The 16,968-nt window shown below is 46.1% G+C and carries 12 protein-coding genes; 7 read left to right on the forward strand and 5 right to left on the reverse strand.

The features are described 5' to 3' along the window. Positions 1-95: 95 nt before the first annotated feature. From NFR88_RS02545 to NFR88_RS02575, 7 genes are all read left to right on the forward strand, one after another. Complete coding sequence (locus NFR88_RS02545; RefSeq protein WP_251613340.1) at positions 96-989, forward strand: YitT family protein; 894 nt, start codon at positions 96-98, stop codon at positions 987-989. A gap of 95 nt (positions 990-1,084) precedes the next feature. Next, entirely contained in the window at positions 1,085-1,969 is an 885-nt protein-coding gene (locus NFR88_RS02550; RefSeq protein WP_251613342.1) for a YitT family protein, read from the forward strand. 381 nt (positions 1,970-2,350) lie between these two features. Then, entirely contained in the window at positions 2,351-3,298 is a 948-nt protein-coding gene (locus NFR88_RS02555; RefSeq protein ID WP_251613344.1) for an AAA family ATPase, read from the forward strand. A 10-nt stretch (positions 3,299-3,308) separates the two neighbouring features. After that, positions 3,309-4,400 (forward strand): DUF58 domain-containing protein, encoded by a 1,092-nt coding sequence (locus tag NFR88_RS02560; RefSeq protein ID WP_251613346.1) that lies wholly within the window; start codon positions 3,309-3,311, stop codon positions 4,398-4,400. Further along, positions 4,390-6,570 (forward strand): transglutaminase domain-containing protein, encoded by a 2,181-nt coding sequence (locus NFR88_RS02565; RefSeq protein WP_251613348.1) that lies wholly within the window; start codon positions 4,390-4,392, stop codon positions 6,568-6,570. The genes NFR88_RS02560 and NFR88_RS02565 overlap by 11 nt, the downstream gene beginning before the upstream one ends. 10 nt (positions 6,571-6,580) lie before the next feature. Then, a complete protein-coding gene (gene pepT / locus NFR88_RS02570) occupies positions 6,581-7,798 on the forward strand; it encodes a peptidase T (RefSeq protein WP_251613350.1) in 1,218 nt (405 codons plus the stop codon). 170 nt (positions 7,799-7,968) lie between these two features. Further along, the gene (locus tag NFR88_RS02575; RefSeq protein ID WP_251613352.1) at positions 7,969-9,246 is read left to right on the forward strand and encodes an ATP-binding protein; all 1,278 of its coding nucleotides are present in this window, start codon (positions 7,969-7,971) and stop codon (positions 9,244-9,246) included. A gap of 94 nt (positions 9,247-9,340) precedes the next feature. Here NFR88_RS02575 and NFR88_RS02580 read toward each other — a convergent pair whose 3' ends face one another. The 5 genes from NFR88_RS02580 to NFR88_RS02600 form a co-directional block, all read right to left on the reverse strand. Continuing rightward, positions 9,341-10,849: a carboxypeptidase M32 gene (locus NFR88_RS02580; RefSeq protein WP_160201773.1), complete on the reverse strand. Its 1,509-nt coding sequence runs from the start codon at positions 10,847-10,849 to the stop codon at positions 9,341-9,343. 32 nt (positions 10,850-10,881) lie between these two features. Continuing rightward, on the reverse strand, positions 10,882-11,418 hold the full coding sequence (locus tag NFR88_RS02585) for a helix-turn-helix transcriptional regulator (protein WP_160201774.1): 537 nt from the start codon (positions 11,416-11,418) through the stop codon (positions 10,882-10,884). A gap of 442 nt (positions 11,419-11,860) precedes the next feature. Continuing rightward, positions 11,861-13,750 (reverse strand): Xaa-Pro dipeptidyl-peptidase, encoded by a 1,890-nt coding sequence (locus NFR88_RS02590; RefSeq protein ID WP_251613354.1) that lies wholly within the window; start codon positions 13,748-13,750, stop codon positions 11,861-11,863. An 18-nt stretch (positions 13,751-13,768) separates the two neighbouring features. Continuing rightward, positions 13,769-15,049 (reverse strand): MFS transporter, encoded by a 1,281-nt coding sequence (locus NFR88_RS02595; RefSeq protein ID WP_160201777.1) that lies wholly within the window; start codon positions 15,047-15,049, stop codon positions 13,769-13,771. A gap of 198 nt (positions 15,050-15,247) precedes the next feature. Beyond that, entirely contained in the window at positions 15,248-16,963 is a 1,716-nt protein-coding gene (locus tag NFR88_RS02600; protein ID WP_251613357.1) for an aminopeptidase P family protein, read from the reverse strand. Positions 16,964-16,968 lie beyond the last annotated feature (5 nt).

Consider the following 16,968-nt stretch of genomic DNA (forward strand, 5'->3'; position numbering starts at 1 on the left):
TATATTATCTCTTTACCATGCTAATGGGGGTCTATTGACAAGGGCGAGGCTTTGCTTTAGGATAGGTCTCAGTTATGATTTGAGGAGGCATGGTGTTGAAAAAAGAATTAAGTTTAAGGGATCATGCGGCGAGAGTCCTTTGCGTGATTGCAGGTAATGTTATTTATGCGCTGGCGGTGAAATTTTTTCTGATTCCGGGCGGATTGGTGACAGGTGGCAGTACTGGCATAGCCCTGGCGGTTAATCATTTGAGTGGAATTTCGATTTCAGGTTTTGTGCTGGTGTTTAATGTGATTATGCTGGCGGCGGGATTCCTTGTGCTGGGGAGCCGCTTTGCGCTGACCACCATTATCAGCACCTTTACATATCCGTTGGCTCTGGAAGGGCTTGACAGACTGTTTCCGGGCGCATTTATTACAGACGATGTGATTCTGTGCACGCTGTTTTCAGGTCTTGGTATTGGTATTGCAGTTGGCGTGGTGATTCGCGCGGGCGCCTCTACCGGGGGTATGGACGTGCCGCCACTGATTTTGCAGAAGTTCTGCAAGGTGCCGGTGTCAGTCAGTCTGTATGTGTTTGATACCTGTATTTTGCTGGCACAGGCATTTTTTACCGGTTCAGAAAAAATCCTTTATGGTATTGTGCTGGTCATGATTTATACGATGGTTATTGATAAGCTGATGCTCATAGGCACGACCCAGACAGAGATTAAAATTATCAGCGAAAAGTCAAAAGAAATCAATGAGGCAATCGGAGTGCAGCTTGACAGAGGAACGACACTCCTTTCTGCGAGAGGCGGTTATCTTGCACATCAGACAGAGATGGTCTTTACTGTAGTCTCAAACAGAGAAGTGCCCAAGGTGGAACGGATTGTTCATGGTATCGATCCTGCGTGCTTTATGACAGTCAGCAGAGTCAGTCAAGTCAGCGGCAGAGGATTTTCTATGGGGAAAGAATATAAGAAAAGCAAAACTGTAAAAGATGAATAAAAAATCAATCAAAATACGGATTAAATTTGTTTTAATAGACCAAAAGTTGTGATATAATCCTTTTCGGACGACTTTATAAGAGAAAGGGAAATATCATGAAACGGATCATCATTAACTATATTGCAGTTTTTGCAGGACTTGCCATCGCAGCATTTGGAATCGTGGCATTTGTGCTGCCCAGCGGTGTTATGATTGGAAGTTCCACGGGTGTAGGCAGAGTAATGGAGCACTTTTATGGGATTCCGGTATCGTATACGGTAATGGCATTTAACGGGATTTTGTTTCTGGCAGGCTGGATTTGTTTGGGGAAAAAGTTTGCCGGCTCGATTATTGTCAGCACTTTTGCGTATCCGATGTTCATCAATCTCTTTGAGCATACAAGATTTGCAGACGGAATTACGGACAATGTAATGCTGGCGACTATCTACGGCGGGGTACTGGCAGGCGTTGGCATGGGGATTGTAATAAAATGCGGCGCATCCACTGGAGGCACGGATATTTTAGCGATTATTTTCAATCGTAAGCTGGGCATTTCAGTGGGACTTCCCATGTACTTCATCGACTTTGCGATTCTTCTGACGCAGGTGATTTTTGCAAGGAACATGGAGGAAATCCTGCTGGGGATTCTGCTGACCTTTTTCTATTCTATGGTGGCGGACAAAGTGGTTCTCATGGGCGGAAGCTCGGTGCAGATCTTTATTATCAGTGAAAAGCATCAGCAGATGAGACGGGCTTTTGCCGATATGGTCATTGGAAATACAGTGTTTTATGGGGAATCCGGCTATCAGGAGAATAAGCAGGATATTTTGCTTTGTGTGCTCCCTGCTCGGGAATTGAACCGAGTGCAGCGAGCGATTTTAAGCATTGATCCGGAAGCCTTTTTTACTATAAGCAGTGTCAAGGAAGTGAAGGGCAGGGGCTTTTCCTTTGAGACGGGCGCAGCGAAACGGATAAGGCAGGAAAAGTCAAATTTAACTTAAAACAGATTTTTCTTCTTAAAATGTATAAGTGAAAGGGCAAATCTTAACCGAGAATCGTAAAATGTCAAAAAAATGTATAAAAGTATTTGTCGTCGGTAGGCAGCGGCGGCTAAACTTATATGCATTTTTGCGTTTTATGCAAGAAAATTTCGGATTTGCTGCATATCTTGCAAATGATGTAAGTCTACTGCGCTTTCAGAACAGCGTTCTTATACATTTTTTTGAACATTTCTTGATTTGGGTTAAGTTTTCGTCTAAGAGTACCCGCCCCTTTTTTAAAATAGAATCAAAAGGAGAGAAGTGCCTTGAAAGCAGAAGATAATATATGATAAAATAAGAATATAGTTATCAGACAAGTCTGAATAGAAAAGGGGTGCTACCATGAATGAAGCAAGAACTGCGTTGCAGCAGGTAATGAAGGATGTAAACAGTATAATTTTAGGAAAAGAGGAGCAGGTAAAGCAGATAATTTTAGCACTGCTTTCCGGCGGACATGTCCTGCTTACGGATTTGCCGGGGACTGGAAAGACTACTTTGGCAGAGACCATTGCAAGGGAAATGGAACTGGACTATAAGCGGGTGCAGTTTACGCCCGATGTGCTGCCTTCGGATTTGACGGGATTTTCCATGTATCAGAAGGAAACGGAGCAGTTTGTTTATCAGCCGGGCAGTGTTTTCTGCAATCTGCTTTTGGCGGACGAAATTAACAGGACTTCGCCGAAAACGCAGTCAGCCCTTTTGGAGGTCATGGAGGAAGGTACGGTCAGTGTGGAGGGTGTTACCAGAAAAGTGCCGAGTCCTTTCTTTGTCATTGCTACGCAAAATCCGGAGGGAAGCGCCGGAACGCAGCCTTTGCCGGAATCACAGATGGAGCGCTTTATGATTTGTCTGTCTTTGGGCTATCCGGATTTTGACAGCGAGCTTGCTATGATTATGGGAAAAGGCGGAAGAACTGCGATTGAAACAGTAAAACAAAACCTCGACATTCAGACTCTGCAGGCAGTGCAGAAGCAGGTCGACGAAGTCTTTGCCGGTGAAGAGGTTTCTGCATATATTGTCAATCTGGTGCGAGGAACCAGAGTGCATCAAAGGCTCCTTCAGGGAGCAAGTCCCAGAGCGGGTATCGCCCTTTGTCAGATGGCAAAGGCAGCTGCATGGCTTGACGGACGGGAGTTTGTTATGCCAAAGGATGTACAGGAAGTGTTCCCTTATGTGATGGGGCATCGTATTCGGACAGACCGCAGCGACGAAGAGAATCAGGCGGAAAAGGCTGAAATCTTATCGGAAATTCTAACGAGAACCAAGAAACCTGCCATGAGTAAAAAATAGGAGCCAAGCTATGAAAAAAGTGTTTTTAATTTCACTCTTTTTGGTCAGCTGGTATTTGGCAGGATTTTTCCATGCAGCGCACATCATGGTGCTGGCAGCAGCGGAAACGATGTTATTTCTTGCCATGTATCCTCTCAGTTGGTATTTGCGAAGTCGTGTGCAACTGAGCGCGGAGTCACTGCAGAACCTGCGGCTTCATACAGAAAAGGATGCCCTTTGCTCTGTGACAGTGGAAAATACTGGCGTGCTGCCAGTGACAAAGGTGCAGCTGAAATGGAATTGGGGATATCGCAGAAATCAGACGGCGTCTAAAAAGATGAAGCGAGATAAGAATTGCCGCAGGAGAAAGGAAAGTCGGAGTATTTCCTTAGATGCAAAGGAGGCGCTGCTGCTGAAACTGCCGGCTCGTGCGGAACTTTGCGGTCTTTTAGATGTAACCATAAAAAAAGCGTATCTTTGGGATTATTTGGGACTTTTCAGAAGGCGCTTTGCGCAGAAGACATCTATAGAAATCGCAGTACTTCCGCCAAAACATGTGCTGCGTATTTACCTTGAAAGGGGCAGCGCAGCGGAGGAAGAGACAGAGCGGGAACTTTTTCAGATTCGCGAATATCAGCAGGGCGACAGAGCCAGGGATATCGCATGGAAGCAGAGTGTTCGTTCAGATAATCTCTTCGTAAAGGAATATCGTGAAATCAGTGACGCATGCAGTGAACTGTTTCTGGATTTAGCCGGGTGTGACGAGTATGAACCGGAAAAAATCAGTGCCTTTTATCAGGTGCTGTATGGGGTAGTTGCCGGACTCTTGGCGGTGGGAAGGTCTCTAAGAGTGTGCTGGCGGTGTGAGGACAACACGCTGCAGAGCGCAAGGATTAGTTCTGAGAGGGAAATAGACCTGCTTTTATGCAGACTTTACCGTGAAGAAGACCGGTTTAATGGATTGACAGCCGGCGATGAGGCGGCTTGTGCAAAAGGATTTTGTCTGGATTTAGAGCTGAATCTTTTCTATGGAAAGAAAAGGGTTGCGATTTTTGAGGCGGAAAAGCTCAGCGAACAGCTGGCGCAGACCGTTTATATCGGGGAGGGATTTGATGAAAAATAGAAATACCGTTTTCCATCTGATTCTTCTCTTGATTGGAATCTTGGGAATATTAACTTATGTGTTTGACATAGAGGACTTAATTTGCCAAAGGCAGCTGGTTCTCTTTGCGGCGGCTGCGCCATGCCTGCTATTTTGGAGCATTTACGGGATTAAGGCGAAAGCGCTGCCTGTTGCAGCCGCTGTGCTTTTTGCAGGGTGTGTTCTCATTTGGGACGACTGGATTTTGGCACAAATTCAAATGTTTCCATATTTTCTCGGCTGTATAGAGGGTAGGCTTTACTGGTACATGTACGACATGACCGGATTTTTGGTCTGCGTCTTTGGCGGACTTTCTGTATTGCTGTTTTTGACAGAGTGCGTTTTGGGCTGGCATTTTATCATGTGGGTGCTGTCCATGGCGCTTCTGCTCAGCGTGCCGATTACCGGAATCGACCCCGGCTGGCTCTGTATTATTTTGCTGGGACTTTATCAGGTGCTTTTTACAGCGGTTCACTTTGGAGAAAAGGCAGAAGGAAGTCCAAAGGTGATGCGAAAAGCCGGAGGTATTACGGCAGGGATGCTGGCTGTTTTGCTGCTGGTCTCTCATGTAATAGCAGGAAGCGGCGATGGGTTTTTGTATCGCTGGGCGGAAGCGATTGACCCGACTTTGCAGCAGATTGAGAGTGAAATCACAATTACTGTGAAAAACCGGCAGAACGTGCGGAGAATTAACAGAGGAAATCTGTACACATCAGACACGGTGGTCATGGAAGTCCGTGCTGAGGAAAAGCCGACGGAGACCATCTATCTGCGGGATTTCAGCGGAGGTACATATAGCAACGGAACTTGGCTTCCCGCGGCGGACAGGGAGATTTTGAATGAGATAGATAGCAGAGCCGATACGGTAAATCGTTTTATTAATATGTATTACGACGTGAACCGTGCAGGCGCAGAGAAGGAACGGATTCTCTACGTAAGACGTGCAGATCAGGACTCGCCGTCTTACGGGATTTACTATGGTCAGTGGCACAATGCATCCTGGGAGAACCACGTGCTGCAAGCCGGGGAAGAGGGCTATGCATATTTTGAGAAAAAGGATATGGAGCCGGATTGGGATGCGGCGAGTACTTCTAACTTTTTTGCGGGAATTGATGAAAATGGAGATAACGTGTACAGCTTGGCAAGGAGTTATGTCTTTGACAGGGAGCGTAATCTGCATCGGCGTTACGAAGTAGCGGCGCAAAAGGCATATACGCAGATAAACAGAAGTAAGTTGCCGAATTTAAGTGCATTGCAGCAGGAAAATCCCATGGAAGGGGAAGCAAATATTACATCCTTTATCAAAAATTATTTGCTGACCCACGGGACGTATACTGATTCACCGGGGAGAATCCCTTTGGGAAAAGAGCCAGTGGAGCATTTTCTCTTTGAAAGCCAGCAAGGATACTGCCAGCATTTTGCTTCGGCGGCGACGCTGCTTTATCGTATGTATGGTGTGCCTGCCCGTTATTCCATGGGATTTGCGGTGAGACCATCGGATTTTGTGAAAAAAGAAGATGGAATGTATTATGCAGTCGTTACCGATGAGGAGGCTCACGCATGGCCGGAGATTTTCGACAAAGAACTGGGCTGGACGCCGGTTGAAGTGACGCCTTCAGATGAGGGAGCAGAGAGCAGCGCAGAAGCTGTGCGACCGGATTTTGAGAGAACAGAAGGTGAAACGGATGAGACAGAGCGTCCTGATACACCTGATAAGAAAGATGATGAGCCGGAGACAGGCTTGGATCAGAATCCGGAAGAGGAGGAGAGCGGACGCAGCACGCGTCTTGAAGTGATAGTCCTGGCACTGCTTGCGGCAGTATTCGTGACCATAGCCGCCGCAGTTTTGGGAAGAAAGTTGTATGTGCGTTCCCTTGACAGGATGAACTGCCGAAAGGCATTTGCGAAAATACTGGAAAAACTGCAGGGTGCGGGAGTACTTTCCGGTTATGACGGCAGTGAAGAGGATTTTGCGCAGAAATTGGCGATAGCGGTAGCGGAAGTCAGCGAGGAGGAAGCGCAGCGGGCGACGGAAATCGTCAGCAGGGCAGCTTTTGGAAATACGCCAGTAAGCGAAGAAGAGGAAGAAGCGGTCAGACAGCTTTACAGGAAAATTGCTGCCTGGGCGAAGAAAAATAAAAAGATTGTATAGGAGGAAAAGAATGAAGCTACAGGAAAGATTTTTGAAGTATGTGATGATGAACACCCAGTCGCTGGAGGGGATCGGTACGGTGCCGAGCACGCCGGGACAGAAGGATTTTGCGCAGGCGCTGGTAGATGAGTTGAATGGCTTTGGCATTGAAGATGTCCGCCTTGATGATATGGGATATATTTACGGCAGTATTCCGTCAAATTTGGATAAAAGTGTGCCGGCCATCGGTTTTATTGCGCATATGGACACGGCTGACGCTCATCCGTCACCGGTAAAAATGCCTCGCGTCATTGAGAACTACGACGGTGGTATAATTACCCTGGAATCAGGGGCTGTGCTGGATCCGAAAACCGATGAAAATCTGCGAAATGCTAAAGGATGCAGCCTGATTGTAACTGATGGAACAACCCTGCTGGGCGGTGATGATAAAGCCGGCGTTGCAGAAATTATGACGGCACTGGAATATCTTACGGCTCACCCTGAGACGAAACACGGCAAGATTGCATTCTCTTTTACGCCTGATGAGGAAATCGGCACAAGTCAGGACAACTTCAATGTGGAAGCATTCGGCGCAGAGTTTGCTTACACGGTGGACGGGGCAGATCTTGGCGATATCGAATATGAGAATTTCAACGGCGCTTCTGCCAAAATCACCGTGCAGGGTGTAGAAACCCATCCGGGAGAAGCTAAGGACAAAATGAAGAACGCCATGCTCATTGCTATGGAGTTTAACGCTATGCTGCCGCCGTTTGAAAGACCGGAGCACACGGAAAACTACGAGGGATTTTATCACCTCATGCACATGGACGGCGATTGCAGTACCGCGACCTTGCGCTATATCATCAGAGAACACGATGCTGAAAAGTTTGCAAAGAGAAAAGATACAGTGCGCAAAGTGGCGGAACTGCTCAACTTTAAGTACGGTGATGGCACAGTGACTGCAGAAGTGACCGACGGCTACCGCAACATGACGGAGATGGTAAGACCTCACATGCACTTGATTGACTACGCTAAAGAAGCGATTGCTGAGCTTGGCATTACACCTCGTGTGCCGGCTATTCGCGGCGGTACAGACGGTGCGGAGCTTTCTTTCAAAGGCGTGCCTTGCCCGAACCTTGGAACCGGCTCTTGGAATCACCACTCCGTGACCGAGGTTGCCAATATCGACCATATGGAGAAAACCGCGGAATTGATACTGGCGATTATCGGAAAGTATGCGGAGAGATAAGAGGTAGAATATAAATAGAAAACAACCGGCGACCTTGCAGGAATCCGGTTGTTTTTTTAAAATTAGTATGGTTGAAAATGTGAAATCAATCGGGTTGAAAAAATAAAACAAATAGGAATAAGGTTGTAAAATCTATCGGATTGGGGTACAATAATGGTAGAGGTGAGAGCATGGACAAGAAATATTATATGCCGAGAATCATTGATAAAACCATTGAAGAATATCTGCAAGTTTTCGGAGCGGTATGCGTAGAAGGACCTAAATGGTGCGGGAAGACTTGGACGTCTTCTTTTCATAGCAATAGTGAAATTTTAATTGGCAATCCGGAAGGTAATTTTCAGAACAGGAAATTGGCAGAGTTATCGCCGGAGTTGGTTTTAGAGGGGGAAACACCTAGACTTGTTGATGAATGGCAAGAAGTGCCGCCTATATGGGACGCAGTTAGATATAAGGTGGATCAGACGGGGGAAAAGGGGCAATTTATTTTGACCGGTTCAGCGACGCCTAATCACAAAGGGATTCTGCATAGTGGGGCAGGGCGAATTGCGAGATTGCGAATGCGTCCGATGTCGCTGTATGAGTCGGGTGATTCTTCAGGAGAAGTTTCCTTGGAGAAACTCTGTAAGGGTGACTTCCAAGCTGTAATGACAGGAAACGTGGATTTGCGAAAATTGATTTTCTATATCATTCGTGGAGGATGGCCGGGTAGTTTGGGATTATCACAGGAGCAGGCAGCAATCATACCTGAGGAATATTTAAGCGCGGTCATTGAAGATGACGTATATCGCATAGATGGGGTAAAGCGAAATACTGTTAAAATGGAGAAACTGCTGCGCTCCCTTGCCCGAAATGAGAGCACAACTGTTACAAATAAAACCTTAAAAAATGATATGAAAGAAATAGATGATGAGGATATTGATATCGAAACGGTAAAAGAATATCTGGATATTTTTGCAAGACTGTTTATTACTGATAATCAGCCTCCGTTTTCAACTGAAATTCGCTCCTCTGTTCGTGTAAAACAGGCGGTGAAGAGGCATTTTTCGGACCCTTCCTTAGCGTGTGCTTTGCTGAAAGCTACACCGGAAAGACTTCTCGGCGATTTAGAGACGTTGGGATTTCTCTTTGAGTCTCTATGCGAGCGGGATTTAAAGATTTATGCGGAGTCTTTTGGCGGAAAGCTCTATCATTATCAGGATTATAGAGGCGGCGAAATTGACGCTGTTGTTGAAATGCCTGATGGAAAGTGGAGTGCTTTTGAGATTAAGCTGGGTGCCAATCAGATAGAAGCAGCAGCAGAAGCCTTACTTCGCCTTAAAAAAGATATTGAAAAAGAGCCCAAAGGGAAACTGCCTGCAATTTTGTGCGTGATATGCGGTATGTCAAATGCAGCATATCAAAGGGAAGATGGTGTATATGTTGTACCCATTACTGCTTTGAAAAATTGATAACGATTTAATAAAAACCGGCATGAAGCCGGTTTTTGTTTAGCATAGATTTCTCAAAGGATGCTGCCATGATATACTCACTGCGCCTTGGAAATTATAATTTGTACACTTCTGTATATTTTTTCTGCAGATAATCCATGTAGGGCTGGGATGACAGCGAGCTGCCGGAAGCTGATTTTAGGAGCTGGCTGGTGGAATACTGTGCCCCGTAGGTGAAGATATTTTCTTTCAGCCATTGGTTGATTGCAGCGAAATCTCCTTTTGCTATCAGATCGTCCAGATGGCCGCAGCTGGTATCGATAGCAGTTGCCAGCTGTGCAGCTGCAAGATTTGCGACCAGATAGGTCGGAAAATATCCGACATAACCGGCAGCCCAGTGGATATCCTGCAGCACGCCTTCTCCATCGTTGGCAGGTGTGCAGCCCAGCATTTCCTGGTATTTTTGATTCCAAACCTCAGGCAGATCGGAAACCTTGAGACGGTCATTGATGAGATCCCGCTCGATTTCATAGCGAATGATAACGTGAAGCAGATAAGTCAGTTCATCTGCCTGCAGACGGATTGGGGCCTGTGTTACTGCATTGACATCTTCATAGAAACGCTGAGCGGAAAGCAAGTGGCTGCCGCCAGAGAAAACCGAAAGTTCCCGTGTAAAAAATTCAGCAAAGCCTTTGCTCCTTCCGATGATGTTTTCATAGAACCGCCCGATTCCTTCTTCCAAGGCGAAAGAAGGTACCTTTGCCAGAAAAGTACCCAGCAAATCCTTGCTGATGGACTGCTGGTAGATGCCTTTGCCTGCAGAGTGCATGACATTGAACAGACCGAAAACTGTATTATCTTCGCGGTAGGCGTTGACAATGCGCACATCATCGGGAGAATTGGCAAGAACTGTGGGGTGTGAACCGATATCCACGCGCCCAGTATGAAAGCTGAACCCCATTTTTTTAAGAAGATGCTCCCAAAGGGCTTTCTGGCTGCTGCCGCCCATGACTGGAAGGATTTCGCAGGAAGAAAGGGAGGAACGGTTTAACTGCTGAATCTGACTGTAGAGATCTATGAGAAAAGGCTTTAGCTTCACCAAATAATTATCAATCGTTTCTGTTGTGAGTCCAGGCTCATAATAGTTCAAAAGAGCGTCATAAGGATCTTTTTCATATCCCCAATACTTCGTAAAACTTTTAAAAGTGCTGAAGATTTTTTCTAAATATGGCTGAAATAAGGCAAAATCACACTTAGCCTTTGCCTCTTCCCAAACTTGCTCAGAAACGGCAATCAGCTGGATATATGCCTGGTATTCATCTTCGGGAATCCGCCGTACGTATTCGGCGCTCTGCTTTATCTGCGCAATCATGGACTTGGTCAGAGCATCATTTTTCTTGTGATGATCAAAGTAAGCCATGTAGCTGTTGAATTCTGCAGAAGACATAAATCTGTACTGCTCATCTGCCAGAAAAGCGAGGACTTTGGCACGATAGGAGATGGCGCCAGGCGGCATATAGGTGAGCTTATCCCAGTAAATCAGAGAATTTTGCGTATAGGATAAATACTCTATGCGGCTGATCAGTTTTTTAAACTCTGCGAGTTTGTTGTAATATCCGATCATAGTTTTAACTACCTCCTGAAACTCTTATGTCGCTATTTTAAGTCAAATGTAGTGAAGAACGGGTGCAGGGTGTTGCGGCAGAAATCCTGATTTGGCTTTGGAAAATCTATCGGTGCCTTTTCTGCACTCTCATCTGACAGCTGTTTTCTGGCTGCTACCAGTTCCTCGTCCTCAATTTGTGCGAGAATTGCCAGCAGAATCTGTGCCTGACGCTTCGTTTTCTGTATATTGAATTTGTGGGTGCGAACTGTAGCGGTACTGATGTGAAGTTCTTCGCCCAAGGTTTTGTTATCGATATCTTCATACATGCCGGTGAGAATATCTTTCTGCACTTCGGAGAGACCGTTAATCTGCTTGTCCAGTTGAATCAGCCCGTGAAATACGCCGCCGTGTCGGTCGAAGATATGCTCTGCTATGGCGCGCTGAGCCGTGACATTTCTTCCTCGGGAATTATAGATAAGTCCTTCCTCAAAAGCTTCGCCGCAGAAGATGCAGGTAAGCTGTCCGGTTTCCTTTGAACGGTAATAGCCGCTAGAAAGTTCGGAGACTGTTAGTTCTTTTAATTCCATTAAAATCCTCCTGAATGCAAAAGTCTATACAAAAACGATATCATATTTTGTTTTGAATGGCAAGTGTTCTTCCCGCTATACACGGCAAACGCACGAAAAACGTTTAATGATTTTCTGGAACTGACAAAACTGACAGCTTTTTAGATTTATGTCAGTTTTGTCAGTGTTTCTTTCAAAATTCCTGCCAATACTGACAATTATTTTTGATTTTGTCAGTTCTGTCAGGATTTCAGGCGTATTAAGATGGATTCTTTACGATTTACTGACAAAATCCTGCATTCTGCTATCATTTTGTCAGTATTGATGGCTAATGATATTTTTCATGCCTTTGCCATGCTGCTATATATGGCTGCGGCAGCCACAAGGGCTATAGATTTTGGCGTTGCAAATATGAGCAAAGGCCGCCGGGAAGGCAGCCTTTGTAATAGTTTTAATTATGTGCCTAAAGCAGAGGAATTTGTACCCGGATGCTGCCTGTAGGAATTTCAATTCTGGTGACTGTATCCGGTCGCAATGTCTGCTGGGCATCGATGCCGTATAGAATAAGCGCCAGTTTATGACCTTTTTTCAAGCTGTGATCTGTCGGAACCATATCAAAATCGTAGCTGTAAATCTGTCCAGCTATAATATCTTCCTTGCTCCAGAGACAGGTTCGATTCTGCGCATTGAGCCAGCCGCGGCTGATCACTTTATATGCAGATGGGGAGGCTTCCGTGCCAAAGACGAAAGTATTATCCCCTTCGACAGGCACTTGCTCAGCGGTAATTCGGCAGTCTGCGCCTATATCTACCAACATAGCGCTGAGAATAGCCGTTTTTTTATCGATGGCTGCATCAAAGGATACTTTGATGGTGCCGGAGATGCGCAGTTCATCGGCGCTGCAGTGAGCTGTTTTCTGCGCTGAGGTATCTGCTTCCCACGGATCCCAGAAAAATCTGCAGCGGTATGGTGCGTCTTTTTCTTCGGCTAAAACCAAGTTGTCCAGCCACTCTTTCTGATTGTCGGAAGCTTTGTCGTAGGCTGTTTTAGATAGATCATCGACGATAACGGAAGTCTTTTGATTGCTAGCGCTGCGAATCGGGAAGTCCACATAAGACCAGTCTGCCGGAGGCCATGTATCAGAGGCAAACCAGCGGGATTGATCTGTGTTGCTTTCTACCAAAACTTTTGGTTCTTTTTCAGCGCCGTTATCGATGCCCTTTAGATAGTGATCCAGCCAGCGTTCCAGCATAGAGAGCACCCCTGCGTCTTTCAGCGCATATATGTAGACATGCTCACCCTGATGAAGCAGAAGCTTTCGCTCAACTCCTTGCTTTTCCAAAGCCTGAAAAAGGGGAATGCACTGATTTGTCTTTACATTCCAGTCGTTGAGACCATGAATGATAAATACTGAGGCTTTGAAGTTTTCAATTTGTCTCAGATAGTTACGCTGATCCCAGAACAGGTTGTAATTGCCGGAATCCCGATCTTCGTTTATGAACAGATTTTCCAGCTGCTGGGCATAAGCGTCTTTGATTTTTTCGTAGTCATCTGGATCTTTAGCCCTGCTAAAACAGTACTTTGCAAGGATATCCAGATCGTCTCCCTGCCAGTCAAGGGCAGGTACAGTCAGCCCGTTGTATCGATAGTAGTCGTACCAGTTGCAGATGCCTGCTTCGGGAATAATGGTTTCCAGTCCTTCCACGCCGGTAGCCGCTACGCCGATACACATAGTTCCGAGGTAGGATTTCGCTGACATAGCGACTTTACCTGTGCACCAATCTGCTTTAATCTCAATGTTGTCGGTTTTGTTGGTAAAAGCACGACATCTGCCGCAGAGCCAGTCTATGACGGAACGGAAAGCAAGAATCTCTTCGCGCGAACCCGACAGTGTAAAGCCTTCGGAGCCTCTAGTGCCCAGTCCGCCACAGAATACGCAGCCATAGCCTCTTGCGTTAAAATGATTGTAAATGGGATTGATGCCTTCCAGTTCAACCTCTTCCGTGCAGGGAGAGGTCTTAGCATAGCCGCTGGTCTTACGATGCTCCGTGACTGCAAAGGTTGGCTCCTTGGAAAAGTCGTAGCGAATATCTTCCTCGGCAATGTTTTGTGCAGGATATACTTTTACTTCCTGATTTACATTGTGCGGCGCATACCAGTTCTCATTACAGGACAGCATATACGGATTGGCCACATAGATAGCAGGAACTTTTTCGCCGTGAAGTGTTGATACAGGTCGTCTGATGTAAACGGCAATCAGGTCATACCTGCCGTCGCCGTCAGTATCGACAGGCGTTTCTACATAGACCCTTTCAAATAATATTTCTTTGTTTACACTTTCTTTTTTCATCATAGTTACCATTCTAATTGCTTATGCTTCTTGATTTGTTGTGTTTGCGTTGTTTTTCTTCAGGAATTTAATCCATACTACGGTGATGACAGCGCCAAGCAGCAGCATGCCAATCATGAATCCGAAGAACTGTCTGTAGCCGCCAACGCCTGGGTTTTGGTCAATCATGATACCTGCCATGACGGACACGAAGATTTCAGGGAGATAACCAACGGTGGAGATGATACCTGCCGCAGTGCCGGAATATTTTTCAGGGATTGCGCCTTCGTCCATCATTGCCCAAGTCTGCGCATAGTTTACACTGTAGAAGATATAAATGATCATGAAAATGACAGTGAATGCAATGATGCTCTTAGCATTAGTCGGCAGCAGTAAAATGCCTGCGGTACCTGCAGCCATAATTAAGAAGGATATCAAAATCGTTTTGCCTGTTCCGATTCTGTCACTCATATAGCCGCCTGCCACACTGCTGACAGTACCAAGCCATCTCTTCAGAGCGGCTAGAGTTGCAGCAAAAGTAACGGTAGCGCCTAAAATACCTGTAGCATACGGTGTGAAGTAGTACAGGGAAAGGGTGAATACATAGTTGCAGAAGGTAACGAATCCGATAATCCATACTGCAGGCAGCTTCAGAACCTGACCAATGCCTTTGAAGGAGATTCTGTCGCTGGCTTCCATCTTGCCGTCTTTAACGGTGAGGAATGCTAAAATTCCCATCAGAATAGTCAGAACAGAGTAGTATATGATAACGTATTTCATTCCCTGTGCCTGATTGTCAATTTGACCGATACCGATTCTGAATGCGACTACTGCGCCCATCGCCATTAAAGCGGCGCCGATGCCTCTGCCGCCTTCAAAGAAGCCGAAGGCTTTACCCTGGTCGCCGGAACCGGAGAGTATACGCACTGCTTTAACACAGGCAGGCCAGAATGCAAACAGGGAGGAAATTCCCCAGAATGCGTAGAGACATAGAAGAGCAGTGTAGTTTAGCGGGAGCAGATGAGCAAATCCGCCCAGACCTGTTCCGATCAGCGATACGGTCAGAATCATTCTGGTGGAGAATCTGTCGGCGACAATTCCTCCGAATAGGTAGGAAATCATACCGAAGATACCCAGTACACTGCCGAATACACCCATCTGGGTATTGGTCAGATGATAGGTTTCCAGATAAACATCGTAATAGTCAAATCTGAAATATGGCAGACCATAGATGATGGCGCCACCGAAAGCGACGATTAGAATTGCCCAGAAATTCCTTGACATCTTTTCGCCTAAACCAATTTTTTGAAGTAGTTTTTGCATAGTTCTCTTGTCCTTTCTTCAATAATGATAGATTTATAATGACATGTGCTGTTATAAATAAACAAATTTATAAAACGTTTATTTATAAACAAACGATACTACAATATGTTTTGGATGTCAAGAGAATTTCGAGAAACCAGAATAAATTAAACACAGCGACTGGAAAACCAGCCGCTGCTTTGAATTTTATATATTCTTTTATATCTTCTCTGTTTGCTCTTTCAGCCAGGCGGAAGTTTCTGCGGATACCCGCGGTGCGATTTTTTCGTAGACTTCTCTGTGGTAGTTGTTGAGCCATGCCAGTTCCTCTTCTGTCAAAAGCTCTGGAAGAATTGCCTCCCTGTCAAATGGGCAGAAAGTCAGGTTTTCAAAGCCCAGTTTTCCGTTTGCAGCGTCAACACAGAGAATTTCATTTTCCAGCCTGATTCCGTATTCTCCTTCCAGATAAACGCCCGGCTCATTGCTAGTGATCATGTTCTGATAAAACGGCACATCACAGCCAGGTTTACCGCTGATGGTCTGGGGCCCTTCGTGGACGCTGAGCAGATGACCGACGCCGTGCCCAGTGCCGTGGTTGTAGTCAAGACCGATGGCATGAAGCGGCTGTCTGGTCAAAGTGTCAAGCTCACTGCCGGTAGTACCCACGGGGAATTTTGCCATGGCAAGACGAATGTGACAGCGAAGTACTGTGGTGTAGTGCTCTTTCATTTTCTGCGACAAAGGTCCTAGGGCGATGGTTCTAGTAATATCGGTGGTGCCGTCCTCGTACTGTCCACCGGAATCCACCAGAAGAAACCCTTCCGGTTTTAGTGTCTTGTTGGTTGCTGGCGTCGCTTCGTAGTGGACGATAGCGCCGTTTGACATATAGCCGGAAATGGTGGTAAAACTGAGGTCATAACAGCCTTCCTGCTCTCTGCGGCATTGTTCCAGGTAATCAGCAGCAGAAATTTCTGTGATTTCCTCTTTGCCGACGGTCTGCTTCAGCCAATAGATAAAGTTTACCATAGCAGCGCCGTCTTTTAGATGGGCATTTTTTGTGCTTCTGATTTCGTCCTCATTCTTTAGGGCTTTCATCATGGTAACAGGACTGCTGCTGTTGATGATTTGTACTTTTTCAGGCAGAGAACGCACTAGAGCATAGCTGACTACATCTTCATCCAGCAGGATTGTACCTTGCGGAATCGTCTTGATGTCTTCAAAAATCTGGAAATATGGACGGACGTCTTCTTCTTTAAAAGTTTCGTCCATGACATAAAGGTATGCGTGATCTCTGGCAATCAGCGCAAAGCTGAAGAATACTGGGGTATTGGCGACATCGTCGCCGCGCACGTTGAAAAGCCATGCGATTTCTTCTAGTTTCGTGATGAGATGATAGTCAGCGCCCTTTTTTTCCATATAGCTGCGAACTCGCGCCAGCTTGGAACCAGCTGTTTCACCGGTGACAGAGGACTGCAGCCCGTAAATCTTAGACGGTTTGATAGCGGGACGGTCTTTCCAGATGTCACCGACCAGATCCAGTTCGTAGTTTACTTTGCAGATGCTTTCCAGTTTGCAGCCAAAGGCGTAATCGCAGACTCTGCCGTCAAAGCCGATGGTGTTTTCCGGCGTCAACTTTTCTTTTAAATAAGCGTCGATGGTCGGAACCCCCGGCTGCCCCATTTTCATCAGGCCGATGCCGGTGTCTTTTAGCTGATCCGTCGCTTGTAGAAAATATCTGCCGTCCGTCCAGAGATATGCTTCCTCCTGTGTGACAACCACGGTTCCCGCAGAGCCTGTGAAACCTGAAAGGAATTTGCGGCATTTGAAGTAGTCATTGACATATTCGGAGCCGTGAAAATCTGTGGTTGGAATGATGTAGGCGTCAATGCCTGCCTGCTGCATGCGTATGCGCAGGTCAATTAATTGCTGTTTCATAAAAA

The sequence above is a fragment of the Senimuribacter intestinalis genome, from assembly GCF_943192965.1.
GTDB classification, from domain to species: domain Bacteria; phylum Bacillota; class Clostridia; order Peptostreptococcales; family Anaerovoracaceae; genus Senimuribacter; species Senimuribacter intestinalis.

What these genes read in the sequence shown, in the direction of transcription:
- NFR88_RS02600 (WP_251613357.1), bottom strand. Translation starts at nt 16,963, where the DNA reads ATGAAACAGCAATTAATTGACCTGCGCATACGCATGCAGCAGGCAGGC.
- NFR88_RS02595 (WP_160201777.1), bottom strand. Translation starts at nt 15,049, where the DNA reads ATGCAAAAACTACTTCAAAAAATTGGTTTAGGCGAAAAGATGTCAAGG.
- NFR88_RS02590 (WP_251613354.1), bottom strand. Translation starts at nt 13,750, where the DNA reads ATGATGAAAAAAGAAAGTGTAAACAAAGAAATATTATTTGAAAGGGTC.
- NFR88_RS02550 (WP_251613342.1), top strand. Translation starts at nt 1,085, where the DNA reads ATGAAACGGATCATCATTAACTATATTGCAGTTTTTGCAGGACTTGCC.
- NFR88_RS02560 (WP_251613346.1), top strand. Translation starts at nt 3,309, where the DNA reads ATGAAAAAAGTGTTTTTAATTTCACTCTTTTTGGTCAGCTGGTATTTG.
- NFR88_RS02585 (WP_160201774.1), bottom strand. Translation starts at nt 11,418, where the DNA reads ATGGAATTAAAAGAACTAACAGTCTCCGAACTTTCTAGCGGCTATTAC.
- NFR88_RS02565 (WP_251613348.1), top strand. Translation starts at nt 4,390, where the DNA reads ATGAAAAATAGAAATACCGTTTTCCATCTGATTCTTCTCTTGATTGGA.
- NFR88_RS02575 (WP_251613352.1), top strand. Translation starts at nt 7,969, where the DNA reads ATGGACAAGAAATATTATATGCCGAGAATCATTGATAAAACCATTGAA.
- NFR88_RS02555 (WP_251613344.1), top strand. Translation starts at nt 2,351, where the DNA reads ATGAATGAAGCAAGAACTGCGTTGCAGCAGGTAATGAAGGATGTAAAC.
- pepT (WP_251613350.1), top strand. Translation starts at nt 6,581, where the DNA reads ATGAAGCTACAGGAAAGATTTTTGAAGTATGTGATGATGAACACCCAG.
- NFR88_RS02580 (WP_160201773.1), bottom strand. Translation starts at nt 10,849, where the DNA reads ATGATCGGATATTACAACAAACTCGCAGAGTTTAAAAAACTGATCAGC.